This window comes from Arthrobacter sp. 10L430 (genome assembly GCF_056395245.1).
Genome location: NZ_JBFTJD010000001.1, coordinates 385,877 through 401,983 on the forward strand (window position 1 = coordinate 385,877; position 16,107 = coordinate 401,983).

Annotated in this window: 15 protein-coding genes and 1 tRNA gene; 4 read left to right on the plus strand and 12 right to left on the minus strand. The window is 65.6% G+C overall.

Annotation, left to right across the window (positions count from 1 at the left end; genetic code table 11):
- Positions 1-5: 5 nt before the first annotated feature.
- The gene (locus tag AC1DDG_RS01740; RefSeq protein WP_476874731.1) at positions 6-1,169 is read left to right on the plus strand and encodes a cysteine desulfurase family protein; all 1,164 of its coding nucleotides are present in this window, start codon (positions 6-8) and stop codon (positions 1,167-1,169) included.
- A 23-nt stretch (positions 1,170-1,192) separates the two neighbouring features.
- On the opposite strand, the gene AC1DDG_RS01745 is transcribed toward AC1DDG_RS01740, so the two are convergent.
- Genes AC1DDG_RS01745 through AC1DDG_RS01755 form a run of 3 tightly spaced genes read right to left on the minus strand, consistent with a single transcriptional unit; the run spans position 1,193 to position 3,295 of the window.
- Complete coding sequence (locus AC1DDG_RS01745) at positions 1,193-1,720, minus strand: GtrA family protein (protein WP_476874732.1); 528 nt, start codon at positions 1,718-1,720, stop codon at positions 1,193-1,195.
- Between the two features lie 36 nt (positions 1,721-1,756).
- Positions 1,757-2,614: a fumarylacetoacetate hydrolase family protein gene (locus AC1DDG_RS01750; protein ID WP_476874733.1), complete on the minus strand. Its 858-nt coding sequence runs from the start codon at positions 2,612-2,614 to the stop codon at positions 1,757-1,759.
- A gap of 18 nt (positions 2,615-2,632) precedes the next feature.
- Positions 2,633-3,295: a DUF1684 domain-containing protein gene (locus AC1DDG_RS01755; RefSeq protein ID WP_476874734.1), complete on the minus strand. Its 663-nt coding sequence runs from the start codon at positions 3,293-3,295 to the stop codon at positions 2,633-2,635.
- Positions 3,296-3,400: 105 nt separating this feature from the next.
- On the opposite strand from AC1DDG_RS01755, the gene AC1DDG_RS01760 reads away from it, so the two are divergent.
- Both AC1DDG_RS01760 and AC1DDG_RS01765 read left to right on the plus strand, forming a co-directional pair.
- On the plus strand, positions 3,401-4,192 hold the full coding sequence (locus tag AC1DDG_RS01760; RefSeq protein ID WP_476874735.1) for a hypothetical protein: 792 nt from the start codon (positions 3,401-3,403) through the stop codon (positions 4,190-4,192).
- Between the two features lie 74 nt (positions 4,193-4,266).
- Entirely contained in the window at positions 4,267-5,073 is an 807-nt protein-coding gene (locus AC1DDG_RS01765) for a transglutaminase-like domain-containing protein (protein ID WP_230116863.1), read from the plus strand.
- A gap of 60 nt (positions 5,074-5,133) precedes the next feature.
- On the opposite strand, the gene AC1DDG_RS01770 is transcribed toward AC1DDG_RS01765, so the two are convergent.
- From AC1DDG_RS01770 to bcp, 8 genes are all read right to left on the minus strand, one after another.
- The gene (locus AC1DDG_RS01770) at positions 5,134-5,598 is read right to left on the minus strand and encodes a MarR family winged helix-turn-helix transcriptional regulator (protein ID WP_476874736.1); all 465 of its coding nucleotides are present in this window, start codon (positions 5,596-5,598) and stop codon (positions 5,134-5,136) included.
- Entirely contained in the window at positions 5,598-6,746 is a 1,149-nt protein-coding gene (locus tag AC1DDG_RS01775) for an LLM class flavin-dependent oxidoreductase (RefSeq protein WP_476874737.1), read from the minus strand. The genes AC1DDG_RS01770 and AC1DDG_RS01775 overlap by 1 nt, the downstream gene beginning before the upstream one ends.
- Positions 6,747-6,930: 184 nt before the next feature.
- Complete coding sequence (locus tag AC1DDG_RS01780; RefSeq protein WP_476874738.1) at positions 6,931-10,152, minus strand: efflux RND transporter permease subunit; 3,222 nt, start codon at positions 10,150-10,152, stop codon at positions 6,931-6,933.
- A 69-nt stretch (positions 10,153-10,221) separates the two neighbouring features.
- Positions 10,222-11,727: a malate:quinone oxidoreductase gene (locus tag AC1DDG_RS01785; protein ID WP_476874739.1), complete on the minus strand. Its 1,506-nt coding sequence runs from the start codon at positions 11,725-11,727 to the stop codon at positions 10,222-10,224.
- Between the two features lie 78 nt (positions 11,728-11,805).
- Positions 11,806-13,467: an ABC transporter substrate-binding protein gene (locus AC1DDG_RS01790; RefSeq protein ID WP_476874740.1), complete on the minus strand. Its 1,662-nt coding sequence runs from the start codon at positions 13,465-13,467 to the stop codon at positions 11,806-11,808.
- A 200-nt stretch (positions 13,468-13,667) separates the two neighbouring features.
- Positions 13,668-14,339: a fasciclin domain-containing protein gene (locus tag AC1DDG_RS01795; RefSeq protein ID WP_476874741.1), complete on the minus strand. Its 672-nt coding sequence runs from the start codon at positions 14,337-14,339 to the stop codon at positions 13,668-13,670.
- Positions 14,340-14,619: 280 nt separating this feature from the next.
- Positions 14,620-14,701: transfer RNA gene (locus AC1DDG_RS01800), tRNA-Leu, on the minus strand.
- Positions 14,702-14,818: 117 nt separating this feature from the next.
- Entirely contained in the window at positions 14,819-15,298 is a 480-nt protein-coding gene (gene bcp, locus AC1DDG_RS01805; protein WP_230116856.1) for a thioredoxin-dependent thiol peroxidase, read from the minus strand.
- A 96-nt stretch (positions 15,299-15,394) separates the two neighbouring features.
- On the opposite strand from bcp, the gene AC1DDG_RS01810 reads away from it, so the two are divergent.
- Positions 15,395-15,877, plus strand: a complete 483-nt coding sequence (locus AC1DDG_RS01810; RefSeq protein ID WP_230117041.1) for a MarR family winged helix-turn-helix transcriptional regulator — start codon at positions 15,395-15,397, stop codon at positions 15,875-15,877.
- Between the two features lie 13 nt (positions 15,878-15,890).
- On the opposite strand, the gene AC1DDG_RS01815 is transcribed toward AC1DDG_RS01810, so the two are convergent.
- Positions 15,891-16,049, minus strand: a complete 159-nt coding sequence (locus AC1DDG_RS01815) for a hypothetical protein (protein ID WP_476874742.1) — start codon at positions 16,047-16,049, stop codon at positions 15,891-15,893.
- Positions 16,050-16,107: the final 58 nt, after the last annotated feature.

Consider the following 16,107-nt stretch of genomic DNA (forward strand, 5'->3'; position numbering starts at 1 on the left):
CGGCCATGATCTTCCTCGACGCAGCAGCCACCACGCCCGTCCGGCGCGAAGCGCTGGACGCCATGTGGCCTTTCCTAACCGGCGAGTTCGGCAATCCGTCGAGCCACCATTCGCTGGGTGACGCCGCCGCGCGGGCCCTCGACGAGGCCCGCAAGGCAGTGGCGACGGTGCTGGGCTGCCGGCCCGGGGAAGTGACTTTCACTTCTGGCGGCACGGAGGCGGACAACCTGGCGGTCAAGGGGATAGCCCTGGCCCGGCAGGCCGCGGACCCGGCCCTGAACCGGGTGGTGATCAGCGCCGTCGAGCATCCTGCCGTTGAGGAATCCGCACGGTACCTGGAGCGCTTCCACGGCTTCAGCGTCGACGTGGTGCCCGTGGACCGTTATGGAACGGTGAGTCCTGAAGCGCTGGCTGCCGTCCTTCGGCCCGAAACTGCGCTTATCAGCGTCATGTACGCCAACAACGAGGTGGGCACGGTTCAGCCCGTGGCCGCCCTCGCGGCGTTGGCCCGGGTGCGCGGGATTCCATTCCACACGGACGCGGTACAGGCTGCAGGGTGGCTGCCCGTGGACGTGAAGACCCTCGGCGTGGACGCCCTGACCATTTCGGGGCACAAACTCGGTGCACCGAAAGGCTGCGGGGTCCTTTTCGTGCGGGGCCGGACCCGGACCGAGCCCCTGGTCCACGGGGGCGGCCAGGAACGCGGACGGCGATCTGGCACGGAAAACGTGGCCGGGGCTGTTGGCCTGGCCACCGCGCTCACCCTGGCCCACGCCGAACAGGGGGCGCTCGCGGAACGGGTGGCCCTGCTCCGGGACGCGTTCATCGCCGCGGTGCTGGACGGTGTTCCCGGCGCTGTGCTGACAGGTCATCCTGTGGAGAGGTTGCCGTCTGTGGCATCCTTTTGCTTCCCGGGAACCAGCGGCGAATCCGTGCTCCTGGAGCTGGAGCGCCAGGGTGTGCTGTGCTCCAGCGGCTCGGCCTGCGCTGCGGGATCCGACGCACCGTCTCCCGTGTTGCTCGCCCTCGGCGTCGAAGCCGAGGTTGCCCAGACTGCGGTCCGGTTCAGCTTTGCGTCCTCCGTGACCCAAGCGGATCTTGAGGCTGCCGCCGTCGCGGTCCAGACCGCCGTCGGAAGCGTCCGCACCCTGGGCCGCGTTCCCCAGTAAGTAACAGCTGACGCCGTGCATGGCTAGCGGTGGCGGGCGCGGCGGAAGATCCAGTGCCTGAGCATGGTGAACCGGACAGCGGTGGCCAGGAAACCGGAAAGCGTGGTGGTCCACAATTCATCGGCCACCGTGGCGTCAGGCCGGAGCCAGTGGAGAACGCCGAGGCTGCCACCGGTGATAACCAGGGCCACGACGATCAGGACCAGGCCGTTGAGGTGGTCGTGGGCCTTCCTGCGCTGGTCCGTGATTTTGAACGTCAGCCTGCGGTTGAGCGCCGTGTTCATGACTGACGTGATGATCAGCGCGGCGGCGTTGGCGGGCTGCGGACCGATCCACGGCCGGAGCAGCGCGTACACGGCAAGGGACGTCGCAGTGCATACGATGCCCACGCCCGTGAAACGGATGAGCTGGCGGATGACGGGGTACCGCAGAATTCCGCGGTAGTGCCTGGTGGCCGGGAACTGCCGCGCCGATTCCGTCCGCAGGGTCGGTTGTGTCTGCCGGGTCGGTTGCGTCTGCGGCTCGGCAACGGGCGGAGCGGACGATTCCATCGCTCCAGCCTGCCACATCAGCTCGAGCCTGCCACATCAGGCGGGCGAATGCGCCGCTCTGACCGGGTTGGTAAGTTCGCCGATGCCGCCGACCCTGCACGTGACGGCGTCGCCCGGCGCCAGGCGGGCGGTAGCTGCCGGGAAACCGGTGAGGACCAGGTCGCCCGGATGCAGGGTCATGAATGAACTCAGGTAGACCAGAATTTCATCCACCTTCCAGCCGAGGTCCGCGGTGCTTGCCGGTGTCAGTTCCGCGCCGTTGTGGACAATGCCGATGGGCAGGTCCGCGTCATCGAGCCCTGTCACGATCCAGGGGCCGGCCGGCGTGAAGGTGTCCTGGCTCTTCGCGCTCAGCCAGAGGTCGTCAGACTTCTGCAGGTCCCGAGCAGTGACATCGTTGCCGATCGTGAACCCCAGGATGGCCGTCCGGGCGTTTTCGAGCGTCAGGCCTTTGGCCGTGCGGCCGACGACGACCGTCAGTTCCGCTTCCGGCTCCACCAGCCCGACGCCGGCGGTCAGCTCAATCGCGTCGCCGGGGCCGATGACGCTGGTGGCGGCCTTGTGGAAAGCCTGGGCGGGCAGGTCCCGGCCGGCCCTGCCGGTGTTGTGGGCCATGCCCAGCACGTTGGCCGGCACGCTGGGGGCCAGGAACTCGAACTCCTCCTGCGGCACGGTGGCCCCCGGCTCCCAGCCCGTCCGCGGAGTGCTGTTCGCGTTGGCGGGCGAGCCCGGGAAGGGCGTATCGACGACCGTCCACTGCCTGCCGGCATCGCTGGCGAAGTCGGCGGCAGCGTTGGCAACGAAGAACTGCTCGCCGGCGGAGTGGGCCGGGCTGTCGGTCGCAGGGGAGAGCGGGCGGACGCGTGCAATCCGCCGCGTGGGAGCTGGAGTCATCCAGCCATCGTAGTGAACCTAGTACAGTTCGCCCACCGGGATGTCGACCGCCAGGCGGTTCGAGGGGCCGGCGAGCGGGCAGGCCCAGGCCTCGTTGTAGGCGCACGACGGGTTGTAGGCGAAGTTGAAGTCCAGCACGAACGGCGCATCAGGGCCGGAACCGCGCACGCCGTGGAAGGCGCCCTTGATCGTGTCCAGAAGGTACCTGCCTGCGCCGTAGCTGCCGCCGGGCTGGCCTGCCGTGGCATCGCGGAAGGGAACGAATATGCCCCCGCCGTAGCCAATCAGCTTCCAGACCGCCAGCTGTCCCATCTCCGGGAGGTCGAACGTTCCCAGCCTGACGAATCTGACCAGGCCGTCGGTGCCGGTCTCGACGTTCATTTCCCGGCCGGCGCCCTCCTTGGTCAGGGGCACGTGGAAACGGTAGATGGGATCGTAGTCGGCTGTCTTGAGGCCGCCGAAACTCGCCTTGGCCTCCGCTGTAAGGGCAGACGCGGGGTGCGTGCCGAACATCCGGTCCCGCTCCTGCCGCCAGTACGCATGCGCTTCCGCAGGGTTGTCCGACGCGATTCTGCGGACAGTGTCGTATAAGGCAAACGTGCGCAGCCGCCAGTCAGCGATGTCGACGGCGGACATGCCCGCCAGGGTCTTCTCTGCCGCGTCCAGCTCTTGTTCCGCCATGCCCCCAGCCTAGCCCTCTTTACGGACCCGGAAAGCCCGGGTCAGCCTGCGAAACACGGGGATCGAAGACCCCGGGCGGAGCCCTGCCGCGGCTAGGCTGGAGGCATGACAGGGATGACAGTCTCCCGCGGGAACCGCGTGGCCGCCGCCGCGGTGCTTGCTGCGGCGCTGCTGGCAGGTTGCAGCTCCGCCGGCAAAGGCGCACCGGTCTGGACCGTGGAGCCCGGCGGCGGCAGCGCGGCTCCCGGAGCAACGCCGGGAACAGCCACTTCCTCTGCCACCGCTTCGGGCGGCCCGTCAGCGAAACCCGGGGCGACGGCGTCGGCGTGGAAGGTCTTCACCGACCCCGCCAAGAAGATCAGCTTCGAACTTCCCCAAGAATGGATCGCCCAGTCAGTGGAGGCGGACAAGGGAACGCTGCCCGGCGCTGTGAAGGTTGAGGTCAAGGACGCGGCGGGGACCTATCTCGCCACGCTCCGGACCGGACTGCCGGATGCCGCTCCGGCCACGTGCGCCCCGGCCGCCCGGAAGTCCTACGTCGTTGTCAGCAGCGTCCCGGTGGAGCTGCCCCACAGCGGGGGAGAGGGCACAATTTCCCCGCATGTGGTGTTCAGGGTGCTTCAGGGCTACCGGTTCTTCGGCTCGTACGGGATCACCAACCTGGTGGGCGGAGCCGACTCCAAGACCTGCCAGCTTCAGAACGTGGTCCGCGGACTGGAAGGCAAGGGCAACTACTCCTTCAGCGATGTGGGCTCGCTGAAGTCGTTCGCACCGGACGAGACGGTGGCGCCGGCCAAGGCCTTCGACACCCTGGACCAGGCTGCCGACTACGTGAACGGGGGCTCTGAATTCGCCAATGTCCAGCGGATGCTAATGTCTCTGGAGATCAAGAACTAGTCCGCTGCCTCCGGCACACCCACCGGGTTAGCAGCCGCGACTGACGTCCGCTGTCCTCACACCCCCGGAGAAACATGGAACGCACTGTGGCTGCCCGACTGGTCTTCAAGACCGTGGCCGATACCAAAGTGGCGCTGGCCATTTCCGTGGCCAGGAATCCGGGCTACAGCTCCCTCGACGAGACTCTTTCGGTGACAGCCGGGGACGGGCCCGTTCCCCTGACGGAGCTGTCGGACCACCACGGCGGCAGGTTCCACTACATGGAGTTTGCCGATCCCACGGAAGTAACCGTGGAATACTCGGCCACGGTCGTGGGGTTCGCGGAGCCGGAAGAGGCCTCCCTCATGGAGCTCATCCGCTACGTCCGCCCCAGCCGCTACGCGGAATCGGACCGGCTCCTCCCCACGTCCTATGCCGAGTTCGGCGGTCTTCAAGGAGAAGAGCTCCTCCACGCCGTGCGCAACTGGGTATTCAGTGAACTCCGCTACGTCAGCGGCTCGTCCCGCGGAACCGACGGTGCCGTGGAAACCCTCCTGAACCGCCGCGGAGTGTGCAGGGACTATGCCCATCTGGCCATCTCGCTGCTCCGCGCCAAGAATGTTCCCGCGCGGCTTGCCGCGGTGTACGCCCCGGGTCTTTCCCCGATGGATTTCCACGCCGTGGCGGAGGCGCACATCAACGGCGCCTGGCAGGTGATCGATCCCACCGGCCTTGCGCCCAGGGAAGCGATGCTGCGCATCACCGCCGGCCGAGATTCCTCAGACACGGCCTTCCTCTCCACCGTGGGCGGCAGCCTGGCGCTACGGGAGATGCGGGTCACCGCTGTGGTGAACGGCGAACTGCCGGTCGACGACCCGGACAAGCTCGCCGTCATCCGTTAGGGACTGTACGGCCCACTGGGAAGTACAGCGCCCGCGGCCCGCTGGCACCTGCCGGCGGCCCTAGCGCGGCAACGAGGTGCGCAGCTTCTCGGTCAGCCTCAGCAGTTCCCGCTGCTCCGCAGCCGTCAGCGCCGGCGAGACCAGCTCAGCGATTTCCCGGACGTGCTCGCGGCCGATCTGCTTTTGCAACTGCGCCCCCTGGTCCGTGAGTTTCACCAGGACACCGCGGCCGTCGTTGGGAGCCGGCATCCGCTCCACCAGGCCGCGCTTTTCCAGCCGCTCAACCAGCCGGCTGAGGCTCGACTGGCTCAGCAGCACGTTGTCGTTGAGCTCGTTCAGGCGAAGCCACCCGGAGGGGCACCGCGACAGCGTGAACAGGACGTCGTATTCATTCACTGCCAAGTCCTTGAACGCAGGCCCGGACTGCAGCCGGCGCATCACGGCAACCTGGGCACGGAACAGGGATTCCCAGGTCTCGGCAGCCAGCCTGACCGGCGAGGCGGCCGGGGCAGTCCGGGCGGGCATCACGCCTCCAGCGCGGAGGACGCGGAGGAAGCTGCAGCCTGGCCTGCTTCGGAGTGCGAGGCCGCGTCCTGGGCCGCCATCCGTGCAGCGACCCGTGCGGCATGCGTGGGCGGATCCGGTACATGGGCCGGCGTCAGGGCGGCGTACTCCTTGCGCAGCACGGGCAGGACCTCTTCGCCGAACAGGTCAAGCTGCTCGAGGACCGTCTTGAGCGGGAGGCCGGCGTGGTCGATCAGGAACAGCTGGCGCTGGTAGTCGCCGAAGAACTCACGGAAGGTGAGGGTCTTCTCGATGACTTCCTGCGGGCTGCCCACGGTCAGCGGGGTCTGCGAGGTGAAGTCCTCAAGGGACGGGCCGTGGCCGTAGACCGGGGCGTTGTCGAAGTACGGCCGGAACTCCTTGACGGCGTCCTGCGAGTTCTTCCGCATGAAGAACTGGCCGCCGAGGCCCACGATCGCCTGGTCCGCTTTGCCGTGCCCGTAGTGCTCGTAGCGTTCGCGGTACAGGCCGATCAGCTGCTGGTAGTGCTCCTTGGGCCAGAAGATGTTGTTAGCGAAGAAGCCGTCGCCGTAGTACGCCGCCACCTCCGCGATCTGGGGCGTGCGGATGGAGCCGTGCCACACAAAGGGGGCTACGCCGTCGAGCGGGCGCGGCGTCGAGGTAAAGTTCTGCAGCGGCGTGCGGAACTTGCCTGACCAGTTGACGGTGTCCTCGTCCCAGAGCCGGCGCAGCAGGCTGTAGTTCTCGATCGCGAGTTCGACGCCGTCCTGGATGTTCTTGCCGAACCAGGGGTAGACGGGCGCGGTGTTGCCCCGTCCCAGCACCAGGTCCACGCGGCCGTCGGCGAGGTGCTGCAGCATCGCGAAGTCCTCCGCGATCTTGACCGGATCGTTCGTGGTGATCAGCGTCGTGGCCGTGGAGAGCGTGATGCGCTCGGTCTGCGCGGCGATGTACGCCAGCGTGGTGGTGGGTGAGGAGGAGAAAAACGGCCGGTTGTGGTGCTCGCCGATGGCGTAGACGTCCATACCGATTTCTTCGACCTTCCGGGCGATCGCCACCGACGCCTTGATGCGCTCATTCTCGGTGGGGGTACGGCCCGTGGTGGGGTCCTGGGTGATGTCGCTGACGCTGAATACGCCGATCTGCATGATGTGCCTTCCGTTGTCCGAACTGTCCTGGCTTACTTCAACTGTAACCGATTTACATGCATTTGCATCTATCGCTTGTTGTAACGTTCAGCACGGCAAGTTATTCCCGGCAGGTCCCGGGCAATAGTGAAGCCGCCCTGATCGCTCAGGACGGCTTCACGGTTACGGTTTGGACGGGCCGGTCTTACTCTTCCGGGGCTCCGGGTGCTGCCCGCCGTCCGCTGACCTTGGGGATCATGCCCGTCGTCCAGTCTGCAAACTCGGCGTCGACGTCGTCCGCCGCGACGAAGCCGGGGCGCTGCTTCAGCTCGCGCAGGAGCGCCTTCTTCTCCCGGCGCCCCTCCACCAGCCGGTACAGCACCGGGACCAGCACCAGGGTCAGCGCCGTCGAGGAGACCAGGCCGCCGATCACCACAATAGCCAGCGGCTGCGAGATGAACCCGCCGCCGCCCGTGATGCCGAGGGCCATGGGGGTCAGCGCAAACACGGTAGCCAGCGCAGTCATGAGGATGGGGCGGAGACGCTGCCGGGCACCGTGGGTGATGGCATCGGCGACGTTCATGCCCGGGTTGGCCGCCCGTGGTTTCCGGTACTGGTTGATCAGGTCGATCAGCACAATCGCGTTGGTCACCACAATCCCCACCAGCATCAGCATGCCGATCAGCGACGGCAGCCCCAGCGGAACCCTGGAAATGAGGAGCAGGGCAACGGCGCCCGTGGCCGCAAAGGGAACGGAGACGAGGAGAATCAGCGGCTGGATGAGGGACTTGAACGCGGCCACCATGATCACGTAGACAATGGCGATGGCTGCGAGCAGGGCGAGCCCGAGCTGGCGGAAGGAGTCGGCCTGCTGGGTGGTGGCGCCGCCGATTTCGGCGGTGACGCCGGCCGGAAGGTCCACGGCCTTGAGCCGGTTCTGGACTTCGGCGCTCACCGCACCGAGGTTAGCGCCCGACGGCGTGACCGAGACTTGCGCTGTCCGCTGGCCGTTGCTGGAGGTGATGGAGACCGGCACGTCCACCGCGTTGACGGCGGCGATGCTGCTCAGCGGCACGGGGCCGAGGGCGGTCGGAAGCGGGATGGCACGGACGGCAGCGATGCTGGTAAAACGTGTGCCTTCGCCGATGCGGACCGGGAAGTCGTCGGCTTCGATGCGCACGGTGCCCGCCGGGACGGGGCTGATGGTCGACGCCAGGACGCCGGCCACCTGCTCTTCGTTCAGGCCCGCAGCCACCGCCTTGGCCCGGTCCACTTTGACCTGGACCACGGGCTGGCTGGCGGCCAGGTTGGTGGTGACCTCGTTACTGCCGGGGACACCGTCCATTGCCCGGACCAAGGAGTCGCTGGCTTTTTTGAGGTCCGCCGAGGTGGCGGCCCGAAGGGTGATGTCCACGGTGGACGACGTACCGAAGCCGCCCTGCTGGGAGCCCACGGAGATCTTGCCGGATCCGCTGACCTTTGCCAGTTCGGTGCGGACCGTCTCCTGAAGCTGTGCCTGGTTGGCCTTCTCTGCCGTGACGACGGTAAACGTGGAGTTGGAGGCTCCCGACGAAGTCAGTGCGGTAAAGCCGGCCTGCGCATTGCCGGACGTCACCTGGACGTCCTTAATGCCGTCGATGCCGAGCAGTACGTCCTCCAGTTTCTGCGCCGCCGTGCTGGTGTCCTGGAGGCTGGTGCCGGCGGGAAGCTCCTGCTTCACCGTCATGCTGTTCTCGCCGGAGCGTCCCAGCAGGTCCGTGGCCAGCAGGGGAGTCATGGCCGCGGTTCCGCCCAGTACCAGGACGGCGGCGATCAGCGTCAGCACCGGGTGTCTCTGCGTTGTGGTCAGGATGGGCAGGTACCCGCGCTGCAGGAGGCTGCGCTGTTCCGCCTCGTGGGCCCGGGCCTCAATGTCGCGGGCGGACTGCGGTGCTGCCCCGGCGGTCCGAGCGTCCGCCGGCGACCTAAGGAACCAGTATGCGAGGACCGGAACGATCGTCAGCGAAACCAGCAGCGAGGACAGGAGGGCAATGGTGACCGTCAGCGCGAAGGGACGGAACAGCTCGCCGGCAAGGTCACCCACAAAAGCGATGGGCAGGAAGACGGCCACCGTGGTGAGCGTCGATGCGGTGATCGCCCCCGCCACCTCGCGGATGGAGGTCAGAATGGCCGTGAGCTTGGGTTCGCCGTAGCTGAGGTGGCGTTTGATGTTTTCGATCACCACAATCGAGTCATCCACCACCCGGCCGATGGCGATGGTGAGCGCGCCGAGGGTGAGGATGTTCAGCGAATAGCCGGTGCCGGAGAGTCCGATGAAAGTGATCAGGAGCGACAGCGGGATGGACACGGCCGTGACGAGCGTGGACCGGACCGACATGAGGAACACAAGGATGACTGCCACGGCGAAGCCCAGTCCCAGCAGGCCCTCCGTGGTGAGGTCCTTGATGGACTTCTCGATGAACGGCGCCTGGTCGAACACCGGTGTGAACTTGGCGTTCGAGCCGAGCTCGGCCTCCAGCTGGGGCAGGGCGTCCTTGACTGCGCGGGAGATCGCCACGGTGTCGCCCTCGGGCTTCTTCGTGACGGAGATGGCTAGAGTTTCCTTGCCGTTGGTCCGGGTGATGGAGGTCCGGACGTCGTCCTTGATGCTGACGTCCGCCACGGTACCGATCGTGGCACCGTCCTTCGCGCCGCTGAGCGGCAGCGCCTTGACGGCGGCGACGGAGTCCACCGGGCTGCCGATCTGCAGCGACAGGCTTTGGCCCTTGTCCTCGATCGTTCCGGCCGGGACGAGGTCCCCGTTGTTGGTCACTGCGTTGCGGATCGACTGGACCGTCGCGCCGCTGGATGCCATGCCGGCCGTCCTCGGCAGGATCAGGATGTGCTGGCTCGCTCCGCCGGTCACATCGGCGCCGCGGACGCCGTCGAGCTTTTGCAGTCGCGGGACGGTCAGCCGCTGGAGATCGGTATTCAGCTCACTCAGGGGCTTGTCGGAGGAGACGGCCAGGAAAACAATAGGGAAGTCGCTCAGGCTGCCCGCGATGGCCTGCGGCTGGACGTCCTCTGGAAGCGTGCGCTTGGCATTGGAAATGGCACGGTCGATCTGGTTCCGGGCGCGGTCCAGGTTGGATCCGTAGGTAAACACCATGCTGATCTGCGAAACGCCGTTCCGCGAAGTCGACGACGTCGATTCCAGGCCCTCGACGCTGTTCAGCGCCGTTTCGAGCGGACGGCTGACCTGCTTGTCCACAACCTCCGGCGAGGCTCCGGGCATCGACGTGATCACCGTGATCCGCGGGAACTCGATGGACGGGATGAGTTCCTGCTTCAGCGAGGACATGGTGATCACGCCGAACACCGCCGCGAAAATGGTGATCAGCGCAATCAGCGCGCGGTTCCCGAGGGAAAGACTGGCCAGCCGGAACATTGCTTGGTCTCCTGAAGGGGTTGACGGACTGTTGCCTGTGGTGGAGCCTGCCGCAACCCGGCCAGGGTCTTAGCGATTGACTGCGGGTGTCGCTTCCAGCTGGAGGGCCTTGGCCGTGGCCTTTTCGAGCTCCGCTGCCAGCTCCGGGTTGTCGTTGAGCTTGACTCCGTAGCCCGGCATCATTTCCTTCAGCTTGGACTGCCAACCCTTGAAGTTCTTGGGGAAGGACTTCTGCAGGAGCTCAATCATGATCGGCACGGCGGTGGAGGCGCCCGGCGATGCGCCGAGCAGAGCGCCGATGGAACCGTCACGGGCAGCAATCACCTCGGTGCCGAACTGGAGGACACCGCCCTTCTTCGGATCCTTCTTGATGATCTGCACACGCTGGCCGGCGGTGATAAGTTCCCAGTCGCCGTCCTTGGCTTCGGGGTAGTACTCGCGGAGGGCCTCAACCTTGGCCCCATGGCGCTTGGCCACTTCCTTCACCAGGTAGGCCGTGAGGTCCATGTTGTCCTTGGCCACGGCGAGCATCGGGATGATGTTGCCGGGGCGGATGGACAGCGGGAGGTCAAGCCAGGTGCTGTTCTTCAGGAAGTTCGTCGAGAAGCCGGCGTACGGGCCGAACAGGAGTGAGCGTTTGCCGCCGACGTAGCGGGTGTCCAGGTGCGGAACGGACATGGGAGGGGCTCCGACGGATGCCTGGCCGTACACCTTCGCGTTGTGCTGGGAGGCGAGGGACTCGTCAGTGCAGCGGAAGAACTGGCCGGACACGGGGAACCCGCCGTAGCCCTTGCTTTCCGGGATGCCGGAGGCCTGCAGCAGGTGGAGCGCCCCGCCGCCCGCCCCGACAAACACGAACTTGGCGTGGATGTTGCCGCGCTCCCCGGACGCGGGGTGCTTGAGCGAAAGGTCCCAGCCGCCGTCGGCCGCTTTTTTGATGTCGGAGACATCGTGGCCGTAATTGATCTCAACGCCGTTGTTGCCCAGGTAGGTGGTCAGCTCCCGGGTCAGCGCACCGAAGTCGACGTCGGTGCCCTCCGCGGCGCGCGTCGCCGCAATGCGCTGCTGGGGATCCCTGCCCTCGACGATGAGCGGAGCCCATTTGCCGATCTGGGCGAAGTCCTCGGAGTACTCCATGCTGCGGAACAGCGGGTGCTGCTTGAGCGCGTCGTAGCGCGCCTTGAGGAAGCTGGAGTTGTCCTCGCCGATCACGAAGCTCATGTGCGGGACCGTGTTGATGAACCCCTTGGGGGATCCGATCAGCGAGTTCGTCACAAGGTGGGACCAGAACTGGCGGGACAGCTGGAACTGCTCGTTGATGTGCAGCGCCTTGGAGGGGTCGACCGAGCCGTCTTTGGCTGCGGGCGAGTAATTAAGCTCACACAGGGCGGCGTGTCCGGTGCCGGCGTTGTTCCAGGGTCCCGAGCTTTCGAGGCCGGCTTCGTCGAGGCGCTCGAACAGGGAAATGGTCCAGTTGGGTTCTAGCTGCTTGATGAAGGCACCCAGCGTGGCGCTCATGATGCCGCCGCCAATCAGGACGACGTCGGCATGTTGGGTCTTGGAAATGAAGGTCACAATCAGTCTCCGATAGCAGCGGCTCTGGCTGTCACAGAATATCCCGCACCGCCCACTAACTGAAATTGGCCCCGTCCGTCAAGGCCTCAGTTGGACCTTGGTGAAAACTTCATTTAATACCGGCGACGCGGGGTAGCTGATGACGCGGTCGGAGAGGGCCAGCGCCGAAATGGGGAACGCGATCGGGACTGCAGGCACGGTCTCGGCGATCTGGGCGTTGATCGTCTGGTACTGCTCCGTCCGCTCCTTGCCGTCAGGCAGGCCGCGGGCGCGGTTGATCTTGGAGAAGACCTGCGGGTCCTGGTACCCGAACTCGCCGTTCTTCTCGCCGAACAGCGGGCCCAGGAAGTTGTCCGCATCGGAGTAGGAGCCGTTCCAGCCGAGCAGGTGGAGGGCGTGGTCTCCCGGGGACTGGACCTTCTGAAGGTATCCGTCAGTCCAATCAACGGGAACCGGCCGGATGTTGAGGCCCACTTCCGTGAGCTGCCGGCTGATTTCGGCATAGATCTTCTCCGGAGTGGGGAGGTAGGGCCGGGTGACGTTCATGGGGTAATAGAACTTGAGCGGCTGGCCCTTATAACCTGCCTCGGCCAGCAGCTCTTTGGCCTTGGCCGGGTCATGGCCGAGGGCCGGCGCGTTGTTGTTGAAGCCGCTGAGCTTCGGCGGGACGAACTGGGAAGCCTGCGCCGTGTTGTCGATGAAGAACCGCCGGATGAGGGTGTCCTTGTCGATTGCCAGTTCAATGGCTTGCCGGACTTTGAGATCCTGCAGCACGGCCACTTCCTGGTTCATGCCGAGGTACATCACCGAGAAGGGGTCACGCTGGATGATTTGCTTTCCGCGCTTGACGAGCTGGTCGAAGTTTCCAACCGTCACGGCATCGTAGCCGTCGATCTTGCCGTCAAGCAGTGCCTGGAGCCGCGTCTGCGGATGGTCGTAGGTGATGAAATGAATGGTGGCGATCTGCCCGCGGTCACCCCAATAATGCTTGTTGCTCACCAGCGTGACACTCGTGCTGCCCCAGGCGGAGAAACGGTATGGTCCCGTGCCCACCGGATGGGTGGCGTAGGCCGATACCGCCTGGCTGCCGCGCTTCTGGCTGAGGACGTCGGCCCGTCCCGAGGCGAGGGCCCTGGGGGAGGAGATGGCGAAGGCGGGCAGCGTCAACGCCTGGAGGAAACCGGTGAACCGCTCCGTGAGGTCGATCCTGACCACCAGCGGTGACAGCGCCTTGCACGCCTTAAAGACGGACAGGCTTGCTTGATCCGAATGTTCCTTGAAGACGCCCTTGAAGGTGCTGCCCGCTGCCTGCCTCCGGAGTGCTTCGGGGAACTTGAACCAGCGCTCGAAGTTGGTGCAGACCGCTTCGGCGTTGAACAGCGAGCCGTCATGGAACTGTACGCCGGGGCGGAGCTTGAACGTATAGGAGCGGCCGTCCGCGGATGCCGTCCATTCGGTTGCGAGCAGCGGCGTCGGCTCGCCCGTGGTCTGGTTGACGCCCACGAGCCCTTCAAGGACCTGCCGGGTGACGCGTTGGGATTCGACGTCGTTGGCAAGGGCGGGGTCAAGGCCCAGGGGCTGTGAGGCAGTGCCGAACTTGAACGTCGCGGTGGGGTTGCTCACCGACGGCGTGGGGGTGGCGGCCGAGGAGGACGGCGGCGGGGCGGCTTCACCGGTGCAGGAGGTGAGCGTCAAGCCCAGGAGAACGGCACCGGCCTTAATGGCCGTGCGTCGCGTCATACTGCTGGGCACTCGATGATCACCTCTGGGCTGCTTGGCTGCACGTGGGCGGCTGCGGTCTGCTGGCCCCGCCTCCCAGTCTAATTGACGGGCGGAGCGCCCCGGACGCGCAAAAGCCGTGGCCCGCACCTCCAGGCGCGGGCCACGGCTTCCCCCGTCCCGGCGGAGTCCCAGTCTCCACCGTCGGGAGCCTTGGGCGGCTACTTGGGCATCAGCACCGAGTCCACCAGGTAAACAGTGGCGTTCGCCGTCTGGACACCACCGCAGATCACGTTGGCACCGTCAACCTTGAGCGCATCCTTGCTTCCGGTGACGGTTACTGATCCGCCCTGGACCGTCTTGTGCGTGCCGACGATCTTGTCCGGGGTGATCTGGCCGGCAACCACGTGGTAGGTGAGGATCTTGCTCAGCAGGGCATCGTCTTTCTTGAGCGTCTCGATGGTGGCGGCATCGATCTTTGCGAAGGCGTCGTCCACCGGCGCGAAGACAGTGAACTCGCTGCCGTTGAGGGTGTCCACAAGGTTCACCTTCGGGTTCAGCTTGCCGGAAACAGCGGCGGTGAGCGTCTTCAGGAGCGGGTTGTTTGAGGCAGCGACTGCAACCGGATCGAGGGCCATGCCCGAAACGGAGCCTGCACCGCTGGGAACCTTCGCAGCGTAGGCGGAGCAGCCGGGACCCACCAGGTTGGCTGCCGGGTCCATTGCTGCCGAGGAGCTCTCCGAAGGGGAGGGCGCCATGCTGGAGGCGGACGGTTCTGCCGCCGCTGAAGAAGAGCTCGGGGCCGTCGCCGAACCGCCACAGGCGGTGAGGCTAAGCAGGGCCGCGGCTGCAACACCTGCGACGGTGAAAGTTGTGCGCTTGAATGACTGCATTTCGATTCTCCTTGGTTGTGCCGATCATTGCCCGCGGGGAAGGCTTTTCACCCCGCACCTGGCCCTATTCCGACTGTGGGCACCGACCCTTGGTTGGTGTCTCACTGGGTATTCGGCCGGTGCCGGGCGGTGGATGGGTAAACCTGGAAAATCTTTTTGGGGCGGCCCGCTGGCGCCGCGGATGCGTCGGCCAAAGTGCCCTTTAAACGCCGGAATCCCGGACCGCCCGGTCCGGGATTCCTGTGATGTTTAGCTTCTGGAATTTCGTGTTCCAGTTTTGTGCGCAAGGGGGGACTTGAACCCCCACGCCCGAAGGCACAGGAACCTAAATCCTGCGTGTCTGCCAATTTCACCACTCGCGCGCGGCTCCGCCTTCCGCCTTCTGTGCAACAGAAAACGTACGACGGCGATTGCCAGCCTCCATTGTACCGTCAGCAGGGCGGGCCTTCAGTCAGCTCTACGGCCGGCAGCGTGTCCCGTCAGCTGTCTGTCGCCACCTTCAGGTCCCGGCGCAGCTTGGCGACGTGGCCGGTGGCCCGGACGTTGTACTGGGCGAGTGCCACCTTGCCGTCCGGATCCACCACGACGGTCGAGCGGATGAGGCCCTCGTAGGTCCGCCCGTAGTTCTTCTTTTCTCCCCACGCTGCGTAGGCCTCGGCAACGGCGTGGCTGTTGTCGGACAGTAAGGGAAAGGTCAGGCCTTCGCTTTCAGCGAACGCGGCCAGCTTGCTGGACGGGTCGGGGGATATCCCCAGGACCTCATAACCGGAAGCCTGAAGGGAGGCCAGGCTGTCCCGGAAGTCGCAGGCCTGCTTGGTGCATCCGGGGGTGGCAGCAGCGGGATAGAAGTAAACGATGGTGTTTCGGCCGCGGTAATCGCTCAGGCTGACGTCCGCTCCTTCGGAATCCTTCAGTGTGAAGTCCGGTGCGACGTCGCCGGGGTTGAGTCGTTCAGCCACAGTATTCTCCTTGTTTGCATGCGGGACATTTCAGCTTAGTAAGCCTGCTGCGCCGGGACGAATCCACACTTGGCTATACTTGTTGGTATGCCTGATATGGATCGCTGGCCCACTGGGCGCCTCTTGTCCACGGCGGCACGTCTCGTTGAACACTCCTGGAACGAAAAACTGGGGGCCATTGGCCTGACCCACGCCGGCGTCATTGCTATTGAGGTGCTCTACAACAACGGACCCATGACACAGGCGCAACTGGCGCAGCTGGTCCGTGTTCAGGCCCAGACCATGGGCAAGACGCTCAGCCGGCTGGAGTCACACGGTCACATTGTGCGCCAACGCAGCACCTCTGACCGCCGGAGCCACGTTGTCTCCCTTACGGACCGCGGGACCGAAGCCGTGACTGCAGCGGCGGACATGGAGCGGTCAGTGCTTGCCGCAGCGTCCATCGATCCGGACGTCCTCCGGCAGGAACTCCAGGCCGTTGTCCGGGAACTGGCCACCCGTTTCGCCTCGCCGGCAACCACCGCCATCGTGGCAAGTGTCGACTCAGGTCTCAAGGTTGAGGCCAGCTCCTTCGACTGAAAGAGCCTCTGAATCAGAGTCCGGGCAGTGTGGGCTGCTCGTCCGTCAGGGATGAGGCGTCGTCCGGAACGGTGAGATCAATCATGCTGATGACGGGCTCTTCGCCCATGGCGATGAGCAGCTCATTGATTGATATCTGCCCGGTCAGCTCCCCGGGACGTTCCTCACTCATACCAAGAAGATATTCGAACCCGACCCCGGGCCGCGAGCGTGACACGCGCCTGCCCCGG